The organism is Pseudomonas sp. R2-7-07, from assembly GCF_003852355.1.
Taxonomy (GTDB): Bacteria; Pseudomonadota; Gammaproteobacteria; order Pseudomonadales; family Pseudomonadaceae; genus Aquipseudomonas.
In genome coordinates this window covers 3,990,794-4,009,800 of the sequence record NZ_CP027759.1, presented here as the reverse complement: position 1 = coordinate 4,009,800, position 19,007 = coordinate 3,990,794, and the positions used below count along the sequence as shown (strand labels likewise).

The following is a 19,007-nucleotide window of genomic DNA, read 5'->3' as shown; positions in this document are numbered from 1 at the left end:
TACGTGCCCTTTCGTCTTTTCGGTTGTAGAGGAGATTGGACATGGACATGAGTGTAAAGCTGGCCTCGTCTTATCCACCGGTAGCCCCTCAAGGCCCGGCCACCGCGGTGGTTGCGGACAAAGACAAAACCAAGGTCGAGGCGATCGTGCCGACCGCCGGTGAGCCGAAACGGGCTGACCTGGAAAAAGCAGTCACCGATATTCGAGAGTTCGTACAAGCGGCCCAGCGCAAACTGGATTTTTCCATTGATGATTCCACCCATCGGGTCGTGGTCAAGGTCATCGCCACTGAAAGTGGTGAAGTGATCCGCCAGATTCCGTCGGAAACGGCCTTGAAGCTGGCACAAAATCTGGCCACCGCCAGTCATGTGCTGTTCGATGAAAAGGTCTGAACTGGCATGAAACTTGTTGCGCTGTTTTCTTGAAGTGCGGTTCGTCAAGAAAACGCCAGCAGCCGTATTAGGAGAAAGACGATGGCGAGTACAACGGTAAACGGTGTGGGTTCTGGCATCGACATCCAGGGCATCGTAAAAGCTTTGGTCGACGCCGATCGGGCGCCGAAGCAGACCCAGATCAATACCCAGTCACAGAAAGCGACTACCCAGCTGTCGTCGATCGGCAAAATCCAGTCGGCGCTGGACGCTTTCCGTGGCGCCATCAAAAGCATGACCGACGACAACAGCTTCAGTGGCCTGACCGGCACTTCGTCAAATGAAAAGGTCGCGACCATGACCACCGCCCAGGGCGCTGCCAACGGCAGCTTCAACCTGGTGGTCAATAAACTCGCCCAGCCTTCCAAACTGTCCACGGTCACCCTGGCTGGCGGCGCTTCGACAGTGGTTAACAAGGGCGATACCGCAACCACCCTGACCATCTCCCAGTCGGGTAAAAAGTTTGATCTGAGCGTGCCGCCGGGCGCAACCCTGCAGCAGGTGCGTGACTCGATCAACACCCAGTTCGGCACCGTCGGGCTTAGTGCCAACATCGTTACCGACTCCACCGGCTCGCGCATGGTGTTGACTTCCACCACGGGTGGCGTCGGTTCGGACCTGACGTTGTCGGGCAACTCGGGTATTGATACCGGCTACAAAGTGATCGATACGCCGCAGAACGCCGAGTACACCATCGATAACGTGCCCTATACGTCCAAGACCAACAACATCACGGACGCGGTGAGCGGGGTCAGCATCAAGCTGCTGTCGGTTTCACCGCCCGTGGATACGAAGGACCCGGACGGGCCGAAGGCAACCACGACGATTTCCGTGAGTACCAGCACCGCGGCGCTCAAGTCCGGGGTCAAAGGCTTTGTCGACAGCTATAACGCTTTGCTCAAGGCGATGAATGCCGAAACCAAGGTGACCAAGGACGCGGCGGGTAACTCGGTATCGGCGACCTTGACCGGTGACGCCAACATGCGCTCGCTGCAAAGCTCCTTGCGCGCCGAGTTCAACGCCTTGTCCGGGAATGGCACCATCAAGTCCCTGGCACAATTCGGTATCAGTACCGACTCCGGTACCGGTCTGTTGACCATGGATGACAAAACCTTCGACAAGATTGCGCTGACCAACTCGGCAGATATCAGCAGTATGTTCAGCGGCAAGACCGGGTTGCTGGCACGCATGACCAATGCCACTGAAGGTTATGCCAAAGCGACCACCGGTATCTTCGCGACGCGCACGACCGCTCTATCCGATAGTCTCAAGACCTTGAGCAAGGACCAGGCGGAACTAGACGTGCATGTGGCGGATCTGCAAGCCAGCCTGACACGCAAATACGCGGCGATGGATTCGCTGGTCGCCCAGTTACGCCAGCAAAGTAACAACATCATGGGCACGCTCAACGCGCTGAACAACCAGAAAAACAATTGACTGAATGCATGAAAAAAGCCCGGGTCATCTGACCTGGGCTTTGTTTTTTACAGGACCATCGGGGTTAAAGTTTCTAGCAGCCCAGTCGACATAATGGTTACTGAAATCCTTTTCGCTGTCGCCTGTCACGAGGTAGAACCATGAATCCCATGCGAGCCCTTCGCCAATACCAGAAGGTTAATTCCCATGCCCAGATCTCCGAGGCGAGCCCGCATCGCCTGGTGCAGATGCTGATGGAAGGCGGTCTGGACCGCATGGCCCAGGCCAAAGGGGCGCTGGCGCGTGGCGACATCGCTGCCAAGGGCCTGATGCTCGGCAAGGCGATTGATATCGTGATCGGCCTGCGTGACGGCCTGGATGCAGAAAAGAGTGATAACCCGGCCTACGTTCAGCAGTTGGAAAGTTTGTATGCATATATGACTAACCGTTTGATGGAAGCGAACCTGCATAACGACGCCGACATGATCGACGAAGTGGCTCGTTTGCTGATCACCGTAAAAGAAGGCTGGGACGCCATTGCGGCGCAACAGGCAGTAGCAGAATAAGGCCTGAAGCCTTAAGGAGCACGTCATGAGCCACGCACTGCAACGCATTGATGAAACCCGTGAAGCCCTGGTCGACGCACTGGCTGCGCGCAACTGGGACGCCATTGGCGAGTTGGACCTGGGCTGTCGCAACGTGATCGATAACGTGCTCAGCGAAGCGCCGGTGGACGAGAATGCGTTGCGGGAGAAGCTGGAGGCACTGTTGGCGGTGTACCAGCAGTTACTTGAGGTGACGACCGGCGAGCGCCAGGCGATATTCGAAGAGATGTCGCAGATCAACCAAGCGAAAAATGCGTCAAAGGTTTACCATCTGTTCGGCTGATAGGGGCGCGGTTGGTCCGAACGGCGCGTCATATATTTGACTGTGCCAGCATTTTTGACTTAACTAGTGCTGTTTTCAGATTTCAGACGTCTAGTAGAAGATAAGTCTTACAGACGTCTTGATTGCCTTCATTCCGGGGCAGGAAGTTTTACTAGGGAAGTTGCTATTGCATGTGGCGTGAAACCAAAATTCTGCTGATCGATGACGATAGCGTCCGCCGCCGCGATTTAGCGGTGATTTTAAATTTTCTCGGTGAAGAAAATTTGCCCTGCGGTAGCCATGATTGGCAGCAGGCGGTCAGCTCGTTGGCGTCGAGCCGTGAAGTCATTTGTGTGCTGATCGGGACGGTAAACGCTCCTGGCGCTGTTTTGGGCTTGTTAAAGACACTGTCAACCTGGGATGAGTTCCTTCCCGTGTTGCTGATGGGCGATATTTCTTCCGTCGACCTGCCTGAAGACCAGCGTCGCCGGGTACTTTCCACCCTGGAAATGCCCCCCAGCTACAGCAAGTTGCTCGACTCCCTGCACCGCGCCCAGGTCTATCGCGAGATGTACGACCAGGCCCGCGAGCGCGGCCGTCACCGTGAACCCAACCTGTTTCGCAGTCTCGTCGGCACCAGCCGGGCGATCCAGCACGTGCGCCAGATGATGCAGCAAGTGGCCGACACCGACGCCAGCGTGCTGATCCTGGGCGAGTCGGGCACCGGCAAGGAAGTGGTCGCACGCAACCTGCATTACCATTCCAAGCGTCGCGACGGGCCGTTCGTGCCGGTCAACTGCGGGGCGATCCCGGCAGAGCTGCTGGAAAGCGAATTGTTCGGCCACGAGAAGGGCGCCTTTACCGGCGCGATCACCAGCCGTGCCGGGCGCTTCGAACTGGCCAATGGCGGCACGCTGTTTCTCGACGAAATCGGCGATATGCCGTTGCCAATGCAGGTCAAGCTGCTGCGCGTGTTGCAGGAGCGCACCTTCGAGCGCGTGGGCAGCAACAAGACCCAGAGCGTGGATGTGCGCATCATTGCCGCGACCCACAAGAACCTCGAAAGCATGATCGAGGTCGGCAGCTTCCGCGAAGACTTGTATTACCGCCTCAACGTATTCCCAATCGAGATGGCGCCGCTGCGTGAGCGTGTGGAAGACATCCCGTTGTTGATGAACGAACTGATCTCACGCATGGAGCACGAAAAACGCGGCTCCATCCGCTTCAACTCCGCCGCAATCATGTCGCTGTGCCGCCACGGCTGGCCGGGCAACGTCCGCGAGCTGGCCAACCTGGTGGAACGCATGGCGATCATGCACCCCTACGGTGTGATCGGCGTGGTCGAGTTGCCGAAGAAATTTCGCTACGTCGACGATGAAGACGAGCAACTGGTCGACAGCCTGCGCAGCGACATGGAAGAACGCGTGGCGATCAACGGCCACGCGCCGGACTTCGGCGCCACGGCCATGCTGCCGCCGGAAGGCCTCGACCTGAAGGACTACCTCGGCAACCTGGAACAAGGCCTGATCCAGCAGGCCCTGGACGACGCCAACGGCATCGTCGCGCGTGCCGCCGAGCGCCTGCGTATCCGTCGCACCACCCTGGTGGAAAAGATGCGCAAGTACGGTATGAGCCGCAAAGAGGGCGATGAACAGGCGGATGATTGACGCCTGTTTTTCAACCAGTTGATTCTTAGGTAGTTTTTTTTCGGCACGGGTATTGCTACAGCCCTCGCAACGTTCCGTTTAACTGACGGTCAGCCAAGCGAGAGAGCATGATGCCCCACGCCGCCCAACTATCTCCGGCCCCTGCCATCCAGGGGCTGGTTTCGCCTGTAGAGCCGCCGACCCGCCAGGGTCTTGAACAGGCGTTCTCGCAGTTCAACCAGATGTCGAGCCAGCTGACCGATTCCTACAGTCTGCTTGAAGCCCGGGTGTCCGAGCTTAAAGGCGAACTTGCGGTGGTCAGCGCCCAGCGCATGCAGGAACTGGCTGAAAAGGAGCGCCTGGCCAACCGCCTGCAGAATCTGCTTTCGCTGTTGCCCGGTGGCGTGATCGTCATCGATGACCAGGGCCGTGTGCGCGAAGCCAACCCGGCGGCCTGCGACTTGCTCGGCCTGCCGCTGGAAGGCGAGTTGTGGCGCCACGTCATCACCCGCTGCTTCGCGCCGCGTGAGGATGACGGCCACGAAGTGTCGCTTAAAGACGGGCGTCGCCTGTCCATCGCCACCCGCTCCCTGGATGCTGAACCGGGCCAGTTGGTGCTGCTCAACGATTTGACAGAAACCCGTCACCTGCAAGACCAACTGGCGCGGCATGAGCGGTTGTCGTCGTTGGGGCGGATGGTCGCGTCCCTCGCGCATCAGATCCGCACGCCGTTGTCGGCGGCGTTGATCTACGCCAGTCATTTGACTGATGAGCAGTTGCCGGCGGCCACCCACCAGCGCTTTGCCGGGCGTCTCAAGGAGCGCCTGCACGAGCTGGAACATCAGGTGCGCGACATGCTGGTGTTTGCCCGTGGCGAATTGCCGTTGACCGACCGCCTCACTCCGGCCGGTTTGATGCAGGCCCTGCAAGCGGCGGCGGCCACGCATATCCAGGGCGCCAGCCTGCGCTGGCAGTGCGACAGCCACCACGGCGAGTTGCTGTGCAACCGTGACACCCTGGTCGGCGCGCTGCTCAACCTGATCGAAAACGCCACCCAGGCCAGCGGCCCTGGTGCACGCCTCAAGGTGCACCTGTATCGCCGCGAGCAAACCCTGCGCCTGTGCATCAGCGACAGCGGCAGCGGTATCGCACCGGCCGTGCTGCAGCGCCTGGGCGAACCTTTTTTCACCACCAAGACCAACGGCACCGGCCTCGGCCTGACCGTGGTCAAGGCAGTGGCCCGTGCGCATCAGGGAGAATTGCAGTTGCGCTCCCGGTTGGGGCGCGGCACCTGTGCATTGATGACCTTGCCGCTGTTTTCCAGCGCGGCGAGCGCGGAGTAAAAGGATCATGGCTATCAAGGTTTTATTGGTTGAAGACGATCGCGCCCTGCGTGAAGCATTGGCTGACACGCTGCTGTTGGCGGGCCATGACTACCGCGCGGTCGGCTCTGCCGAGGAGGCCTTGGAGGCGGTGCAGCAGGAGGCGTTCAGCCTGGTGGTCAGCGATGTGAACATGCCCGGCATGGACGGCCACCAACTGCTCGGCCTGCTGCGCGCGCGCCAGCCGCAATTGCCGGTGCTGCTGATGACCGCCCATGGCGCCGTGGAGCGGGCCGTGGACGCCATGCGCCAGGGGGCGGCGGATTATCTGGTCAAACCGTTCGAACCCAAGGCGTTGATCGAACTGGTCGCCCGGCATGCCCTGGGCGTCATCTCGGCGGTGGCGGGTGAGGGCCCGATCGCCTTCGAACCGGCCAGTGCACAACTGTTGGAACTGGCGGCCCGTGTGGCGCGCAGCGACTCCACGGTGTTGATTTCCGGCGAGTCCGGCACCGGCAAGGAAGTGCTGGCGCGCTATATCCACCAACAATCCAGCCGTGCCCAGCAGCCGTTTATCGCGATCAACTGCGCGGCGATCCCGGACAACATGCTCGAAGCCACCCTGTTTGGCCATGAGAAGGGCTCGTTCACCGGGGCTATCGCGGCCCAGGCCGGCAAGTTCGAGCAGGCCGACGGCGGCACCATTCTGCTCGACGAAATCTCGGAAATGCCCCTGGGTCTGCAAGCCAAGTTGTTGCGCGTGTTGCAGGAGCGAGAAGTCGAGCGGGTGGGCGCACGCAAGCCGATCCAGCTGGATATCCGCGTGGTCGCTACCACCAACCGCGACTTGGCGGGCGAAGTGGCGGCGGGGCGCTTTCGCGAAGACTTGTTCTATCGCCTGTCGGTGTTCCCGCTGGCCTGGCGCCCGTTGCGCGAACGCCCGGCCGATATCATTCCTCTGGCCGAGCGCCTGCTGAACAACCACGTCAAAAAAATGAAACACGCCCAGGCGCGGCTGTCGGCCGAGGCCCAGGCCTGCCTGGTCGCTTACCCCTGGCCGGGTAATGTGCGCGAGCTGGACAATGCGATCCAGCGCGCGCTGATCCTGCAGCAGGGCGGCTTGATCCAGCCCCAGGATTTCTGCCTGGCCATGGGCAATGGCGTGGCGCCGTTGCCGAGCCTGGCGCCGGCACCGGTGCCTGCCGAAGCCGAATCGGCCGGCGCCCTGGGCGATGACCTGCGCCGGCGCGAATTCCAGATGATCATCGACACCCTGCGCGCCGAGCGCGGCCGCCGCAAAGAAGCGGCCGAGCGCCTCGGCATCAGCCCGCGCACCTTGCGCTACAAGCTGGCGCAGATGCGCGACGCGGGGATGGATGTGGAAGCGTATCTTTTCGCTACCTGAGCAAAGCCTAGGCTGACAAGCTTTGTCGGCTTTTCTTACGAGTCGCAACGAAGCTGGCACCCTTGTTGCACCTCCCCTGGTAACCGCTGCGTAGTGTCAAAAAATTGCGGGTCGTCGGAGAGAGAAGGTCATGAGCCAGGGTATTGAGTTCAATCGGTTGATGTTGGATATGCGCTCCATGCAAATGGATGCCATGGCTCAACCGAAATCTGTCGCGCCAGCGCCGGAATTGGGCCAAAGCAGTTTTGCCGACATGCTCGGTCAGGCAATCAATAAAGTCAGTGATACCCAGCAGGCGTCCAGCCAGTTGGCGACCGCGTTCGAGATCGGTAAAAGCGGCGTGGACCTCACCGATGTGATGGTCGCCTCGCAAAAGGCCAGTGTTTCCTTCCAGGCCTTGACCCAAGTGCGTAACAAGCTGGTTCAGGCTTACCAAGACATCATGCAGATGCCGGTTTAAGGGCGAGATTTAAGTCATGGCAGAAGCAGTCGTGGACAACGTACCCGCCAAGACAGACGGCAAGCCGCCGCTGTTTGGCCTGTCGTTCCTGGAAAACCTCTCGGAAATGACCATGTTGCGTCAGGTGGGCCTGATGGTCGGCCTGGCTGCCAGCGTGGCGATTGGTTTTGCCGTGGTGTTGTGGTCGCAGCAGCCTGATTACCGGCCGCTGTACGGCAGCCTGGCGGGCATGGATTCCAAGCAGATCATGGAAACCCTCGCCGCCGCCGACATCGCCTACACCGTGGAGCCCAACTCCGGTGCCTTGCTGGTCAAGGCCGACGATGTGGCGCGTGCGCGGATGAAACTGGCGGCCGCCGGCGTCACGCCGTCCGACAGCAATATCGGCTTTGAAATCCTCGACAAGGACCAGGGCCTGGGCACCAGCCAGTTCATGGAAGCCACCCGCTACCGTCGCGGCCTGGAAGGCGAACTGGCGCGGACCATTTCCAGCCTGAATAACGTCAAGGGTGCCCGCGTGCACCTGGCCATCCCGAAAAGCTCGGTGTTCGTGCGTGACGAACGCAAGCCGAGTGCCTCGGTATTGGTCGAACTGTTTTCCGGCCGCTCCCTGGAGCCTGGCCAGGTATTGGCGATCATCAACCTGGTGGCCACCAGCGTGCCGGAGTTGAGCAAGTCGCAGATCACCGTGGTCGACCAGAAGGGCAACCTGCTGTCCGACATGGCCGAAAATTCCGCGCTGACCCAGGCCGGCAAGCAGTTCGACTACAGCCGTCGCATGGAAAGCATGCTCACCCAGCGCGTGCATAACATCCTGCAGCCGGTGCTGGGCAACGACCGCTACAAGGCTGAAGTGTCCGCCGACGTGGACTTCAGCGCCGTCGAATCGACGTCCGAGCAATTCAATCCGGACCAGCCCGCCCTGCGCAGCGAGCAGTCCACCAGTGAACAACGCACCGCCAGCAACGGCCCGCAAGGCGTACCGGGGGCCCTGAGCAACCAGCCGCCGGCACCGGCTTCCGCCCCGCAAACCACCGGTGGCGCCGCTGCCACCGCTGGCGCGATTGCAGCCGGCCAACCGCTGCTGGACGCCAACGGCCAGCAGATCATGGACCCGGCCACCGGCCAGCCGATGCTCGCGCCGTACCCGGCGGACAAGCGTAACCAGTCCACCAAGAACTTCGAGCTCGACCGCTCCATCAGCCACACCAAGCAGCAGCAGGGCAAGGTCAATCGCCTGTCGGTGTCGGTGGTGGTCGATGACCAGGTCAAGGTCAACGCCGCTGACGGTGCCGTTACCCGCGCACCCTGGAGCGCCGACGAATTGGCGCGCTTTACCCGCCTGGTGCAGGACGCCGTCGGCTTCGACGCCAGCCGTGGCGACAGCGTCAGCGTAATCAACATGCCATTCTCCGCCGAGCGCGGCGAAGTGATCGCCGACCCGGCGTTCTACACCCAGCCGTGGTTCTGGGACATCGTCAAGCAAGTGCTGGGAGTGTTGTTCATCCTGGTGCTGGTATTTGGTGTGCTGCGGCCGGTACTCAACAACATCACCGGGCATGGCAAGAAACAACTGGCCTTGGCCGGTAGCGACGTCGAACTGGGCGGCATGGGTGGCCTGGACGGCGAGTTGGCCAACGACCGCGTCAGCCTGGGCGGCCCGCAAAGCATCCTGTTGCCAAGCCCGAGCGAAGGCTATGACGCTCAGTTGAACGCAATCAAGAGTCTGGTGGCAGAAGACCCGGGCCGTGTGGCCCAGGTCGTGAAAGAGTGGATTAACGCTGATGAATGATCGAGTCGCTGTTGCCAAGCTCTCCCGGGTCGACAAAGCCGCCGTGCTGCTGCTGTCGTTGGGCGAGACCGACGCCGCCCAAGTGCTGCGCCACATGGGCCCCAAAGAGGTCCAGCGCGTCGGCGTGGCCATGGCGCAGATGCGCAATGTGCACCGCGAGCAAGTCGAACAGGTGATGAGCGAGTTCGTCGAGATCGTCGGCGACCAGACCAGCCTGGGCGTCGGCTCCGACAGCTATATCCGCAAAATGCTCACCTCGGCCCTGGGCGAAGACAAGGCCAACGGCCTGATCGACCGCATCCTGCTGGGCGGCAACACCAGTGGCCTCGACAGCCTGAAGTGGATGGAGCCGCGCGCGGTCGCCGACGTGATTCGCTACGAACACCCCCAGATCCAGGCCATTGTCGTGGCCTACCTGGACCCGGACCAGGCCGGCGAAGTGCTCGGCCACTTCGACCATAAAGTGCGCCTGGACATCATCCTGCGCGTGTCGTCGCTGAACACCGTGCAGCCGGCGGCGCTGAAAGAACTCAACACGATTCTCGAGAAGCAGTTCTCGGGCAACTCGAACGCCTCGCGCACCACCCTGGGCGGGATCAAGCGTGCAGCCGACATCATGAACTTCCTCGACAGCTCGGTCGAAGGCCAGTTGATGGACTCGATCCGCGAGATCGACGACACCCTGTCCGGCCAGATCGAAGACCTGATGTTCGTGTTCAACAACCTCGCCGATGTCGACGACCGTGGCATCCAGGCGTTGCTGCGCGAAGTGTCGTCCGACGTGCTGGTGCTGGCCCTCAAGGGCTCGGACGAGGGCGTCAAGGAAAAGATCTTCAAGAACATGTCCAAGCGTGCTTCCGAACTGTTGCGCGACGACCTGGAAGCCAAGGGCCCGGTGCGCGTCAGCGACGTGGAAACCGCGCAGAAAGAAATCCTCACCATTGCCCGCCGTATGGCCGAAGCCGGAGAAATCGTTCTCGGCGGGAAGGGCGGCGAAGAAATGATTTAAGGCGCCCCGCATGTCGAACAAAGATGAGACGCCCAGCGACCTGATTCGCGCGCGGGATGTCGGCGGGTTCGACATCTGGTCGTTGCCCAGCTTCGACCCCCACGTGCCGGAGCCAGAACCTGAGCCGGTGGAGGAACCGCCGGCACAGATGGAAGAAGTGCCGCTGGAGGAAGTCCAGCCGCTGACCCTTGAAGAGTTGGAAGCCATCCGCCAGGAGGCTTACAACGAAGGCTTCGCGGCCGGTGAAAAAGACGGCTTTCGCAGCACTACTCTCAAGGTTCGCCAGGAAGCCGAAGAAGCCCTCAGTGGTCAATTGGCCAGCCTGGAGCGCTTGATGGGCAACCTGTTCGCCCCCATCGCCGAACAGGACGCGCAGCTGGAAAAATCCATGGTCGGCCTGGTGCAGCACATCACGCGCCAAGTGATCCAGCGTGAACTGGTGCTGGATTCCAGCCAGATCGAAAGCGTGATGCGCGAGGCCCTCAAGCTGCTGCCCCTGGGTGTCGGCAATGTGCGGCTGTATATCAACCCGCAGGATTTCGAGCAGGTCAAAGCCTTGCGCGAGCGCCATGAAGAAACCTGGCGCATCGTCGAGGACGCGGCGTTGCAGCCCGGTGGCTGCCGCGTCGAGACCGAGCACAGCCGCATCGATGCCACGGTGGAAACCCGCATCAGCCAGATCATGACCAAATTGCTCGACCAGTTGCATGAGCAGGTGCTGCACCCGGCCGAGCCTGATCTGAGCGTTGATCTGGACGCCACCGATGCGCCTTGACCGCACCAGCTTCGCCAAACGCCTGGGCAGCTACGCCGAGGCCACTGAGTTGCCCGGCCAGCCGATCCTTGAAGGGCGCCTGTTGCGCATGGTCGGCCTGACCCTTGAAGCCGAAGGCTTGCGTGCCGCCATGGGCAGCCGCTGCATGGTGATCAACGACGACAGCTACCACCCGGTGCAGGTCGAAGCCGAAGTGATGGGCTTTTCCGGCAATAAGATTTTCCTGATGCCGGTGGGCAGCCTCGCCGGTATCGCCCCCGGTGCCCGCGTAGTGCCGCTGGCCGACACCGGGCGCCTGCCGATGGGCATGAGCATGCTCGGCCGCGTACTCGACGGCGCCGGTCGCGCGCTGGATGGCAAGGGCGGCATGAAAGCCGAGGACTGGGTGCCGATGGACGGCCCCACCATCAACCCGCTCAACCGTAACCCCATCAGCGTGCCGCTGGACGTGGGCATACGCAGCATCAACGGTTTATTGACGGTCGGTCGCGGCCAGCGCCTGGGCCTGTTCGCCGGTACCGGTGTGGGTAAATCGGTGTTGCTGGGCATGATGACGCGCTTTACCGAGGCCGACATCATCGTGGTCGGGCTGATCGGCGAGCGTGGCCGTGAGGTCAAGGAATTCATCGAGCACAGCCTCGGTGAGGAAGGGCTCAAGCGTTCGGTGGTCGTCGCCTCTCCGGCGGATGACGCACCGCTGATGCGCCTGCGCGCCGCCATGTATTGCACGCGCATCGCCGAATATTTTCGCGACAAGGGCAAGAATGTCCTGTTGCTGATGGACTCGCTCACCCGTTTCGCCCAGGCCCAGCGCGAGATCGCCCTGGCCATCGGCGAGCCGCCGGCGACCAAGGGCTATCCGCCGTCAGTGTTCGCCAAGCTGCCCAAGCTGGTGGAGCGGGCCGGTAATGCCGAGGCCGGCGGGGGCTCGATCACCGCGTTCTACACCGTGTTGTCCGAAGGCGATGACCAGCAGGACCCGATTGCCGACTCGGCGCGGGGCGTGCTTGACGGGCACATCGTGCTGTCGCGGCGCCTGGCCGAAGAAGGGCACTACCCGGCCATTGATATCGAGGCGTCCATCAGCCGGGTAATGCCGGCGGTGGTGACGCCGGAACACATGGCCCGCGCGCAATACTTCAAGCAGCTGTGGTCGCGTTATCAGCAGAGCCGCGACCTGATCAGCGTTGGCGCCTACGTCGCCGGTGGCGATCGCGAGACCGACCTGGCCATTGCGCTGCAACCGCAGTTGGTGACCTACCTGCGCCAGGGGCTGAACGACAAGATCAGCATGGGCGAAAGCGAAGCGCATCTGCAGTCCATCTTCGCCCCCGCGCCAGGCGGCTAAGCCATGGCCAACAGTCGCGCCGCGCGCCTGGCCCCGGTGGTGGAAATGGCCGAAAAGGCCGAAAAGACCGCTGTGCAGCGCCTGGGCTATTTCCAGGGCCAGGTGCGCCTGGCGGAAAGCAAGCTGGGCGACCTCGAGCGCTTTCGCCTCGAGTATCAGCAACAGTGGATCGAGCGCGGCAGCAAGGGCGTGTCGGGCCAGTGGCTGATGGGGTACCAGGGCTTTCTCAACCAACTGGAAACCGCCGTCGGCCAACAGCGCCAGAGCCTGGCCTGGCACCAGAACAACCTCGATAAGGCGCGCGAAAGCTGGCAAGCGGCGTTCGCCCGCGTCGAAGGTTTGCGCAAATTGGTGCAGCGCTATCTCGACGAAGCGCGGGCCATTGAGGACAAGCGTGAACAAAAGTTGCTCGACGAGCTGTCCCAGCGCCTGCCCCGCCAGGAACAGTTCTAACCAGCGAAACAGGGCACATTTGAAATGCTGTGTTGCTCACATCCAGTTCAGCTGCTACACCTTGTGTCTAGTGCCAATGACAAGGAAGCAGTCACATGTCGATCGAGCCAGATGTATCCCTGGATGGGAAGAAGTTGACGATCACGATCAAGGGCCGATTCGATTTCGGCAGCCACCAGGCATTTCGTGATGCCTACGAGCGGTTCTATAAGGTGCCTGAGTCGTACGTCGTGGACCTGAAAGAAACCACGTATATGGACAGCTCGGCCCTGGGCATGCTTCTGCTGCTGCGGGACCATGCCGGTGGCGATAATTCAGACGTGCGCGTGACCAACAGCAACACGGACGTGCGCAAAATCCTCGCCATTTCAAATTTCGACAAGCTTTTCGATATCTCGTGAGAGTCCTGGCGCCCTTATCCGAGCCGCTGACCATCCTGATTGCCGAAGACAGTGCCGCCGACTTGCTGTTGTTGTCGACCATCGTGCGGCGTCAGGGTCACCATGTGCTCACCGCGACCAATGGCGAGCAAGCCGTTGAGGTGTTTGCGCGCGAGCGCCCGCAGTTGGTGTTGATGGACGCGATGATGCCGGTGATGGATGGTTTTCTCGCCGCGCGCTGGATCAAGCAATTGGCGGGCGAGCAGTTGGTCCCCATCATCTTCCTGACCTCGCTGCGCGAAAGCGCCGCACTGGCCGAGTGTCTGGACGCCGGCGGCGACGATTTCCTGCCCAAGCCCTATAACCAGTTGATTCTGGCCGCCAAGATCAACGCCATGGACCGCCTGCGGCGGCTACAAGCCACGGTGCTGCAGCAGCGTGACCAGATCGCCCGTCACAACGATTACTTGTTACATGAGCAGCGCACCGCCAAGGCCGTGTTCGACAAGGTCGCGCATTCGGGTTGCATCAACGCGGCGCCGAATATCCGCTACCTGCAATCGCCCTATGCACTGTTCAACGGGGACCTGTTGCTGGCGGCCTATACGCCGTCCGGCGACATGCACGTGTTGCTCGGCGATTTCACCGGCCACGGCCTGCCGGCGGCCATCGGTGCCATGCCCCTGGCCGAAGTGTTCTATGGCATGACCGCCAAGGGCTATGGGCTGACGCAGACCCTGCGCGAGATGAACGCCAAGCTCAAGCGCATCCTGCCGGTGGACATGTTCTGCTGCGCCACACTGTTGTGCCTGAGCACCGAGCGGCGCGTGGTGGAGGTGTGGAACGGCGGCATGCCCGAGGGCTATGTGCATGAGGTCGCTACCGGCAAGCGCACGCCGTTGATGTCGCGGCATCTGCCGTTGGGCGTGCTGTCGGCCCAGGCATTCGATGACAGCACCGAAGTCTGGCCCATGGCCCTGGGCGACCGGGTGTTCCTGCTCTCCGATGGGGTGCTGGACACCGCCGACGCCAATGACCAGTTGTTCGGCGCCGAGCGTTTGCAGCAGGTGTTTGCCGCCAACCGCGAGCCCGACCGCTTGTTCGAGGATATCGAGCAGGCGCTGGCGGCATTTCGCGGTGAGGCACGGGACGACGTCAGCATGGTTGAAATCACCTTGCTGTCCGGCCAACCGCTGCGCGTGGCGGAACCGATGTATTCCGACAGTGGCCAGTCGTGCCCGCTGAATTGGTCGGTGAGTTTTGAATTTCGCGCGCAGACCCTCAGGCGCTACAACCCATTGCCCTATCTGCTGCAATTACTGTTGGAGGTCCACGGCCTGCGTGAGCAGAGCGGTGCGCTCTACACGGTGATGGCCGAGTTGTATGCCAATGCCCTCGAACATGGGGTACTGGGGCTGGATTCACAGCTCAAGCAAGATGCCGAAGGGTTTGCGCAGTACTACCGCCTGCGCAACGAGCGGCTGGCGCAATTGAACAGCGGCCATATCCGCATACATGTGCAGGTGTCCCCGACTGCAAAGGGCGGCAAGATGACGTTGCGTGTCGAGGACAGCGGGCCTGGCTTCGATGTTGACGAGGTGCTGGCGCGGCCGCTGGATGCTGACCGTCTGTCTGGCCGCGGCTTGAGCCTGGTGCGTCAACTTTGCAGCGCGGTACGCTGGTCCGATGGCGGGCGCAGTGTCTGCGTGGAGTTTTGCTGGGAGGCTCTGGCATAATCCGCCGATTCTTGATCAAGGAGCGAGCAAGTGGCTGAGATTCATCTGGACCCTGACGTGCTGTCGGGCTTGCAGGAGGTGATGGAGGACGAGTACCCACGGTTGCTGGAGACCTTCCTTCATGACTCCGAAGAGCGCGTCACCGCCTTGCGCAAAGCGCGTGATGACGCCAAGGCGCTGGGGCGCATCGCCCATAGCTTCAAGGGTAGCAGCGGCAACCTTGGGGCGGTGCGACTGGCGCAGTTGTGTCAGCGCCTGGAAGTGGAGTCTGTTGGGACGACGGCGGACCTCGGGGCCCTGGTCGATCAGATCGATCATGAGTTTGCCTTGGTCCGGCCGCTGTATGAGTCGGAGCGGCAGCGCTTCAGTCTCTGAAGCACTTCAAACCGCGATTTAGCTGCCCAGGGCGACTTGGCCCGACTCTTGCTCTATCTCTGGATACTGCATCCCCGACCCCATGCAGTGGAGACCTTTACCTATGCCAGTCGCCCCTAATTCGCTTCTTCAGGCTGCCCCCGCGGCCAAGCCTCAAGCGCCTGCCGCCACCCCTGTGGCAGCGGCTGCGGACCCACGGGACAAGGGCCCTGGCTTCGCTCAAGTGTTCGCCAACCAAGGCGCCAAATCTGCCTTGAAAACCGCCGACGCCCCAGGCAAGTCGGCACCGACGGCAGCCGGCGATCAATCTGCCGCCAGCACGCCGGCGGTTGCCGATAGCGGCAATCCCTTGCCTGCCAAGCCGGCCAAGGCCGACGAGGACGCCGCCGACACAGCCGCCGACCCGTCCCTGGCGCAACAGCCGCCGGCCGATCCGCCGGTCGACCCCGCGCTGATCGCCACGATCACACCCGCTGCCGTGCCGGTGGAAACGCCAGCGCCTGTGGCGGTCGTGGAAGATGACAAGCCCCAGCCGGTCGCCGCCGCCCCCGTTGCCGTGAGCGACCAGGCCAAGTCACCGGCCTTCGACCCCGAAGCCGACCCCCTGGATGCGATGCCCGCCGTACGCTTGGCGATGGAGCAGGGCGGTCATGTATCGGCCAGCAGCCAGGCGCCACAGAAAACTGCGCCAGCCACGCCCCTGGATCAACCGACCGCCGCGCAGAACTTCGCGGCAGGCCTGGCCACTATGGTCGATCAACAAGCCACCAAGGACAGCACCGGCCAGGGCGGCGACAAAGCCTTCGGCGCGCTGATCGATGACGGCCTCAAGGACCTCAAGGACGCCAGCAGCGACACCCGCGTGGATGACTTTGCCAACCGCCTCGCCGCGCTGACCCAGGCCGCCACGCCGAAAACCGCCAACGCCTTGCCGCCGGTGACCAACGCCCCGCTGGCCATGCACCAGAGCGGCTGGACCGAAGAAGTGGTCAACCGCGTGATGTACCTCTCCAGCGCCAACCTCAAGTCGGCCGAAATCCAGCTGCAGCCGGCCGAACTGGGGCGCCTGGACATCAAGGTCAACATGACGCCCGACCAGCAGGCCCAAGTGAGCTTCATGAGCGGCCATGCGGTGGTCCGTGAAGCGCTGGAAAGCCAGTCCGGGCGCCTGCGCGAGATGTTCGCCCAGCAAGGCATGGGGCAGGTGGACGTGAATGTGTCCGACCAGTCTCGCGGGCAGGAGCAGCAGCAACAGCAGAGCCAGGCGCGGGGCGTGAGTAGCGGCCGCAGTAGCGCTGGCGATGCTGCCGACTCTGGCGAAGTGGCGGCCGCCGTCGCGCCGGTGGTGAGCAGTGTGATCGGCTCCAGCGCTGTCGACTACTACGCCTGACCCAAGCCGAACAGAGATCAAAATGTGGGAGGGGGCTTGCTCCCGATTGCGGTGTATCAGCAACAGATTTGTTGAATGACACACTGCTATCGGGAGCAAGCCCCCTCCCACATTTGATTGGTGTTGCCCTGGTGCCAGACAACTCTGGCATAACACTTGCTCCTGCCTTTCCGTAGATCTATGAATCCCAGAATAGTGACGGATTATTGGCATGGCGAAGAGCGACGACGCAGCAACTCCCCCCGCAGGCAAAGGCAAGCTCAAGCTGATCCTGCTGATTGTGCTGGGCCTGCTCCTGGCCATTGGCGCCTCGGTGGGTGGCACCTGGTACATCATGCACAGCAGTGCCAGCAAGCCGGCTCCCGCTGCCGACGCCGCCACTAACGTCAAGCAACCGGCAATCTTCGAGCCGATGCTGCCGGCGTTTGTCGCCAACTACAACCAGAACGGTCGCCAACGCTACTTGCAGGTGAGCATCACCTTGCTGGCGCGCAACCAGGCGGACCTGGACGCGCTCAAGGTGCACATGCCGGTGATCCGCAACAACCTGGTGATGCTGTTCTCCGGGCAGAGCTTCGACAGCCTGGCCACTGCGGTGGGCCAGGAAATGCTGCGCCAGAAGGTCACTGCCAGCGTGCAGGAAGTGGCCCAGAAAGAGCTCGGCAAAGTCGTGGTCGAGCAGGCGCTCTTCACTAACTTCGTATTGCAGTAGGACCACGACATGGCCGTGCAAGACCTGCTGTCCCAGGATGAAATCGACGCGCTGTTGCATGGCGTCGACGATGGTCTGGTACAGACCGAAATGGCTGCCGAACCCGGCAGCGTCAAAAGTTACGACCTGACCACCCAGGATCGCATCGTCCGTGGACGCATGCCGACCCTGGAAATGATCAACGAACGTTTCGCCCGTTACACCCGCATCAGCATGTTCAACATGCTGCGCCGTTCGGCGGACGTGGCGGTGGGCGGTGTGCAGGTGATGAAGTTCGGTGAATACGTGCACTCGCTGTACGTTCCCACCAGCCTCAACCTGGTCAAGATCAAGCCGTTGCGCGGCACCGCGCTGTTCATCCTCGACGCCAAGCTGGTGTTCAAGCTGGTGGACAACTTCTTCGGTGGCGACGGCCGTCACGCCAAGATCGAAGGCCGTGAATTCACGCCCACCGAACTGCGCGTGGTGCGCATGGTGCTGGAGCAGGCCTTCATTGACTTGAAGGAAGCCTGGCAGGCGATCATGGAAGTCAATTTCGAGTACATCAACTCGGAAGTGAACCCGGCCATGGCCAATATCGTCGGGCCGAGCGAAGCCATTGTGGTGTCGACGTTCCACATCGAACTCGATGGCGGTGGCGGCGACCTGCACGTGACCATGCCGTACTCGATGATCGAGCCGGTACGCGAAATGCTCGACGCCGGTTTCCAGTCCGACCTCGACGACCAGGACGAACGCTGGGTCAAGGCCCTGCGCGAAGACCTGCTCGACGTCGACGTACCCCTGAGCGCCACCGTGGCCCGCCGCCAGCTGCGCCTGCGCGACATTCTGCACATGCAGCCGGGTGACGTGATCCCCGTCGAACTGCCGGAAGAACTGATCATGCGCGCCAATGGTGTGCCGTCGTTCAAGGTCAAGCTCGGTTCCCACAAGGGCAACCTGGCGTTGCAGGTGATTGAACCGATCAATCGCCGCTGATGCACCCCCTATTCATGATTGTTTGCTGCGCCGAGGACATGTAATGGCTACCGAACACGAAAACACTTCCGCCGAAGACCAGGCCCTGGCTGACGAGTGGGCTGCGGCCCTGGAAGAAACCGGCGATGTCGGCCAGGACGATATCGACGCGCTGCTGGCCGCCGACGCTGCCTCCGCGCCGGCCGGCAAACGCCTGCCGATGGAAGAATTCGGCAGCGTGCCGAAAAACAACGAACCTGTGACCCTCGACGGCCCCAACCTGGACGTGATCCTGGACATTCCGGTGTCGATTTCCATGGAAGTGGGCAGCACCGAAATCAACATCCGTAACCTGCTGCAGCTCAACCAGGGCTCGGTGATCGAGCTTGACCGCCTGGCCGGCGAGCCGCTGGATGTGCTGGTCAACGGAACGCTGATCGCCCATGGCGAGGTGGTGGTGGTCAACGAGAAGTTCGGCATTCGCCTGACGGACGTGATCAGCCCGAGCGAACGCATCAAGAAGTTGCGCTGAA

20 protein-coding genes are annotated in these 19,007 nt (G+C 61.8%); all 20 read left to right on the top strand.

Translation table 11 applies throughout. The features are described 5' to 3' along the window. Positions 1 to 41: 41 nt before the first annotated feature. Entirely contained in the window at positions 42 to 392 is a 351-nt protein-coding gene (locus C4J86_RS18350) for a flagellar protein FlaG (protein ID WP_124367852.1), read from the top strand. Positions 393 to 473: 81 nt separating this feature from the next. After that, entirely contained in the window at positions 474 to 1,868 is a 1,395-nt protein-coding gene (gene fliD, locus C4J86_RS18345) for a flagellar filament capping protein FliD (protein WP_124367851.1), read from the top strand. Positions 1,869 to 2,008: 140 nt separating this feature from the next. Continuing rightward, positions 2,009 to 2,413, top strand: a complete 405-nt coding sequence (fliS, locus tag C4J86_RS18340) for a flagellar export chaperone FliS (RefSeq protein WP_124367850.1) — start codon at positions 2,009 to 2,011, stop codon at positions 2,411 to 2,413. Between the two features lie 25 nt (positions 2,414 to 2,438). Continuing rightward, positions 2,439 to 2,735, top strand: coding sequence for a flagellar protein FliT (fliT, locus tag C4J86_RS18335; protein WP_124367849.1), 297 nt, complete (start codon positions 2,439 to 2,441; stop codon positions 2,733 to 2,735). Positions 2,736 to 2,905: 170 nt separating this feature from the next. Beyond that, positions 2,906 to 4,381 (top strand): sigma-54 dependent transcriptional regulator, encoded by a 1,476-nt coding sequence (locus C4J86_RS18330; RefSeq protein WP_124363784.1) that lies wholly within the window; start codon positions 2,906 to 2,908, stop codon positions 4,379 to 4,381. A gap of 110 nt (positions 4,382 to 4,491) precedes the next feature. Further along, on the top strand, positions 4,492 to 5,703 hold the full coding sequence (locus C4J86_RS18325; protein WP_124365190.1) for a PAS domain-containing sensor histidine kinase: 1,212 nt from the start codon (positions 4,492 to 4,494) through the stop codon (positions 5,701 to 5,703). A gap of 7 nt (positions 5,704 to 5,710) precedes the next feature. Then, the gene (locus C4J86_RS18320) at positions 5,711 to 7,087 is read left to right on the top strand and encodes a sigma-54 dependent transcriptional regulator (RefSeq protein WP_124371422.1); all 1,377 of its coding nucleotides are present in this window, start codon (positions 5,711 to 5,713) and stop codon (positions 7,085 to 7,087) included. 130 nt (positions 7,088 to 7,217) lie between these two features. Then, positions 7,218 to 7,547 (top strand): flagellar hook-basal body complex protein FliE, encoded by a 330-nt coding sequence (gene fliE, locus C4J86_RS18315; RefSeq protein ID WP_017134937.1) that lies wholly within the window; start codon positions 7,218 to 7,220, stop codon positions 7,545 to 7,547. 16 nt (positions 7,548 to 7,563) lie between these two features. Further along, positions 7,564 to 9,339 carry a flagellar basal-body MS-ring/collar protein FliF gene (gene fliF, locus C4J86_RS18310; protein ID WP_124371421.1) on the top strand — a complete coding sequence of 592 codons (1,776 nt, stop codon included), beginning with the start codon at positions 7,564 to 7,566 and terminating at the stop codon, positions 9,337 to 9,339. Beyond that, positions 9,332 to 10,348, top strand: coding sequence for a flagellar motor switch protein FliG (gene fliG / locus C4J86_RS18305; protein ID WP_057721344.1), 1,017 nt, complete (start codon positions 9,332 to 9,334; stop codon positions 10,346 to 10,348). Before fliF ends, fliG begins: the two co-directional genes overlap by 8 nt. 10 nt (positions 10,349 to 10,358) lie before the next feature. Beyond that, on the top strand, positions 10,359 to 11,123 hold the full coding sequence (gene fliH, locus C4J86_RS18300; RefSeq protein ID WP_124371420.1) for a flagellar assembly protein FliH: 765 nt from the start codon (positions 10,359 to 10,361) through the stop codon (positions 11,121 to 11,123). Then, positions 11,113 to 12,471 carry a flagellar protein export ATPase FliI gene (gene fliI / locus C4J86_RS18295; protein ID WP_124363780.1) on the top strand — a complete coding sequence of 453 codons (1,359 nt, stop codon included), beginning with the start codon at positions 11,113 to 11,115 and terminating at the stop codon, positions 12,469 to 12,471. The genes fliH and fliI overlap by 11 nt, the downstream gene beginning before the upstream one ends. Before the next feature lie 3 nt (positions 12,472 to 12,474). Continuing rightward, positions 12,475 to 12,924, top strand: coding sequence for a flagellar export protein FliJ (gene fliJ, locus C4J86_RS18290; protein WP_124371419.1), 450 nt, complete (start codon positions 12,475 to 12,477; stop codon positions 12,922 to 12,924). A gap of 95 nt (positions 12,925 to 13,019) precedes the next feature. Next, a complete protein-coding gene (locus C4J86_RS18285; RefSeq protein WP_124367845.1) occupies positions 13,020 to 13,325 on the top strand; it encodes an STAS domain-containing protein in 306 nt (101 codons plus the stop codon). Next, entirely contained in the window at positions 13,322 to 15,040 is a 1,719-nt protein-coding gene (locus C4J86_RS18280; RefSeq protein WP_124371418.1) for a fused response regulator/phosphatase, read from the top strand. Before C4J86_RS18285 ends, C4J86_RS18280 begins: the two co-directional genes overlap by 4 nt. A gap of 30 nt (positions 15,041 to 15,070) precedes the next feature. After that, a complete protein-coding gene (locus tag C4J86_RS18275) occupies positions 15,071 to 15,415 on the top strand; it encodes an Hpt domain-containing protein (protein WP_124367843.1) in 345 nt (114 codons plus the stop codon). Positions 15,416 to 15,518: 103 nt separating this feature from the next. Further along, positions 15,519 to 16,805 carry a flagellar hook-length control protein FliK gene (locus tag C4J86_RS18270; protein WP_124371417.1) on the top strand — a complete coding sequence of 429 codons (1,287 nt, stop codon included), beginning with the start codon at positions 15,519 to 15,521 and terminating at the stop codon, positions 16,803 to 16,805. A 211-nt stretch (positions 16,806 to 17,016) separates the two neighbouring features. Continuing rightward, positions 17,017 to 17,517: a flagellar basal body-associated protein FliL gene (gene fliL, locus C4J86_RS18265; RefSeq protein ID WP_124363774.1), complete on the top strand. Its 501-nt coding sequence runs from the start codon at positions 17,017 to 17,019 to the stop codon at positions 17,515 to 17,517. A 9-nt stretch (positions 17,518 to 17,526) separates the two neighbouring features. Beyond that, positions 17,527 to 18,495 (top strand): flagellar motor switch protein FliM, encoded by a 969-nt coding sequence (fliM, locus tag C4J86_RS18260; protein ID WP_124363773.1) that lies wholly within the window; start codon positions 17,527 to 17,529, stop codon positions 18,493 to 18,495. A 43-nt stretch (positions 18,496 to 18,538) separates the two neighbouring features. Continuing rightward, positions 18,539 to 19,006 carry a flagellar motor switch protein FliN gene (fliN, locus tag C4J86_RS18255; RefSeq protein ID WP_124371416.1) on the top strand — a complete coding sequence of 156 codons (468 nt, stop codon included), beginning with the start codon at positions 18,539 to 18,541 and terminating at the stop codon, positions 19,004 to 19,006. Position 19,007: the final 1 nt, after the last annotated feature.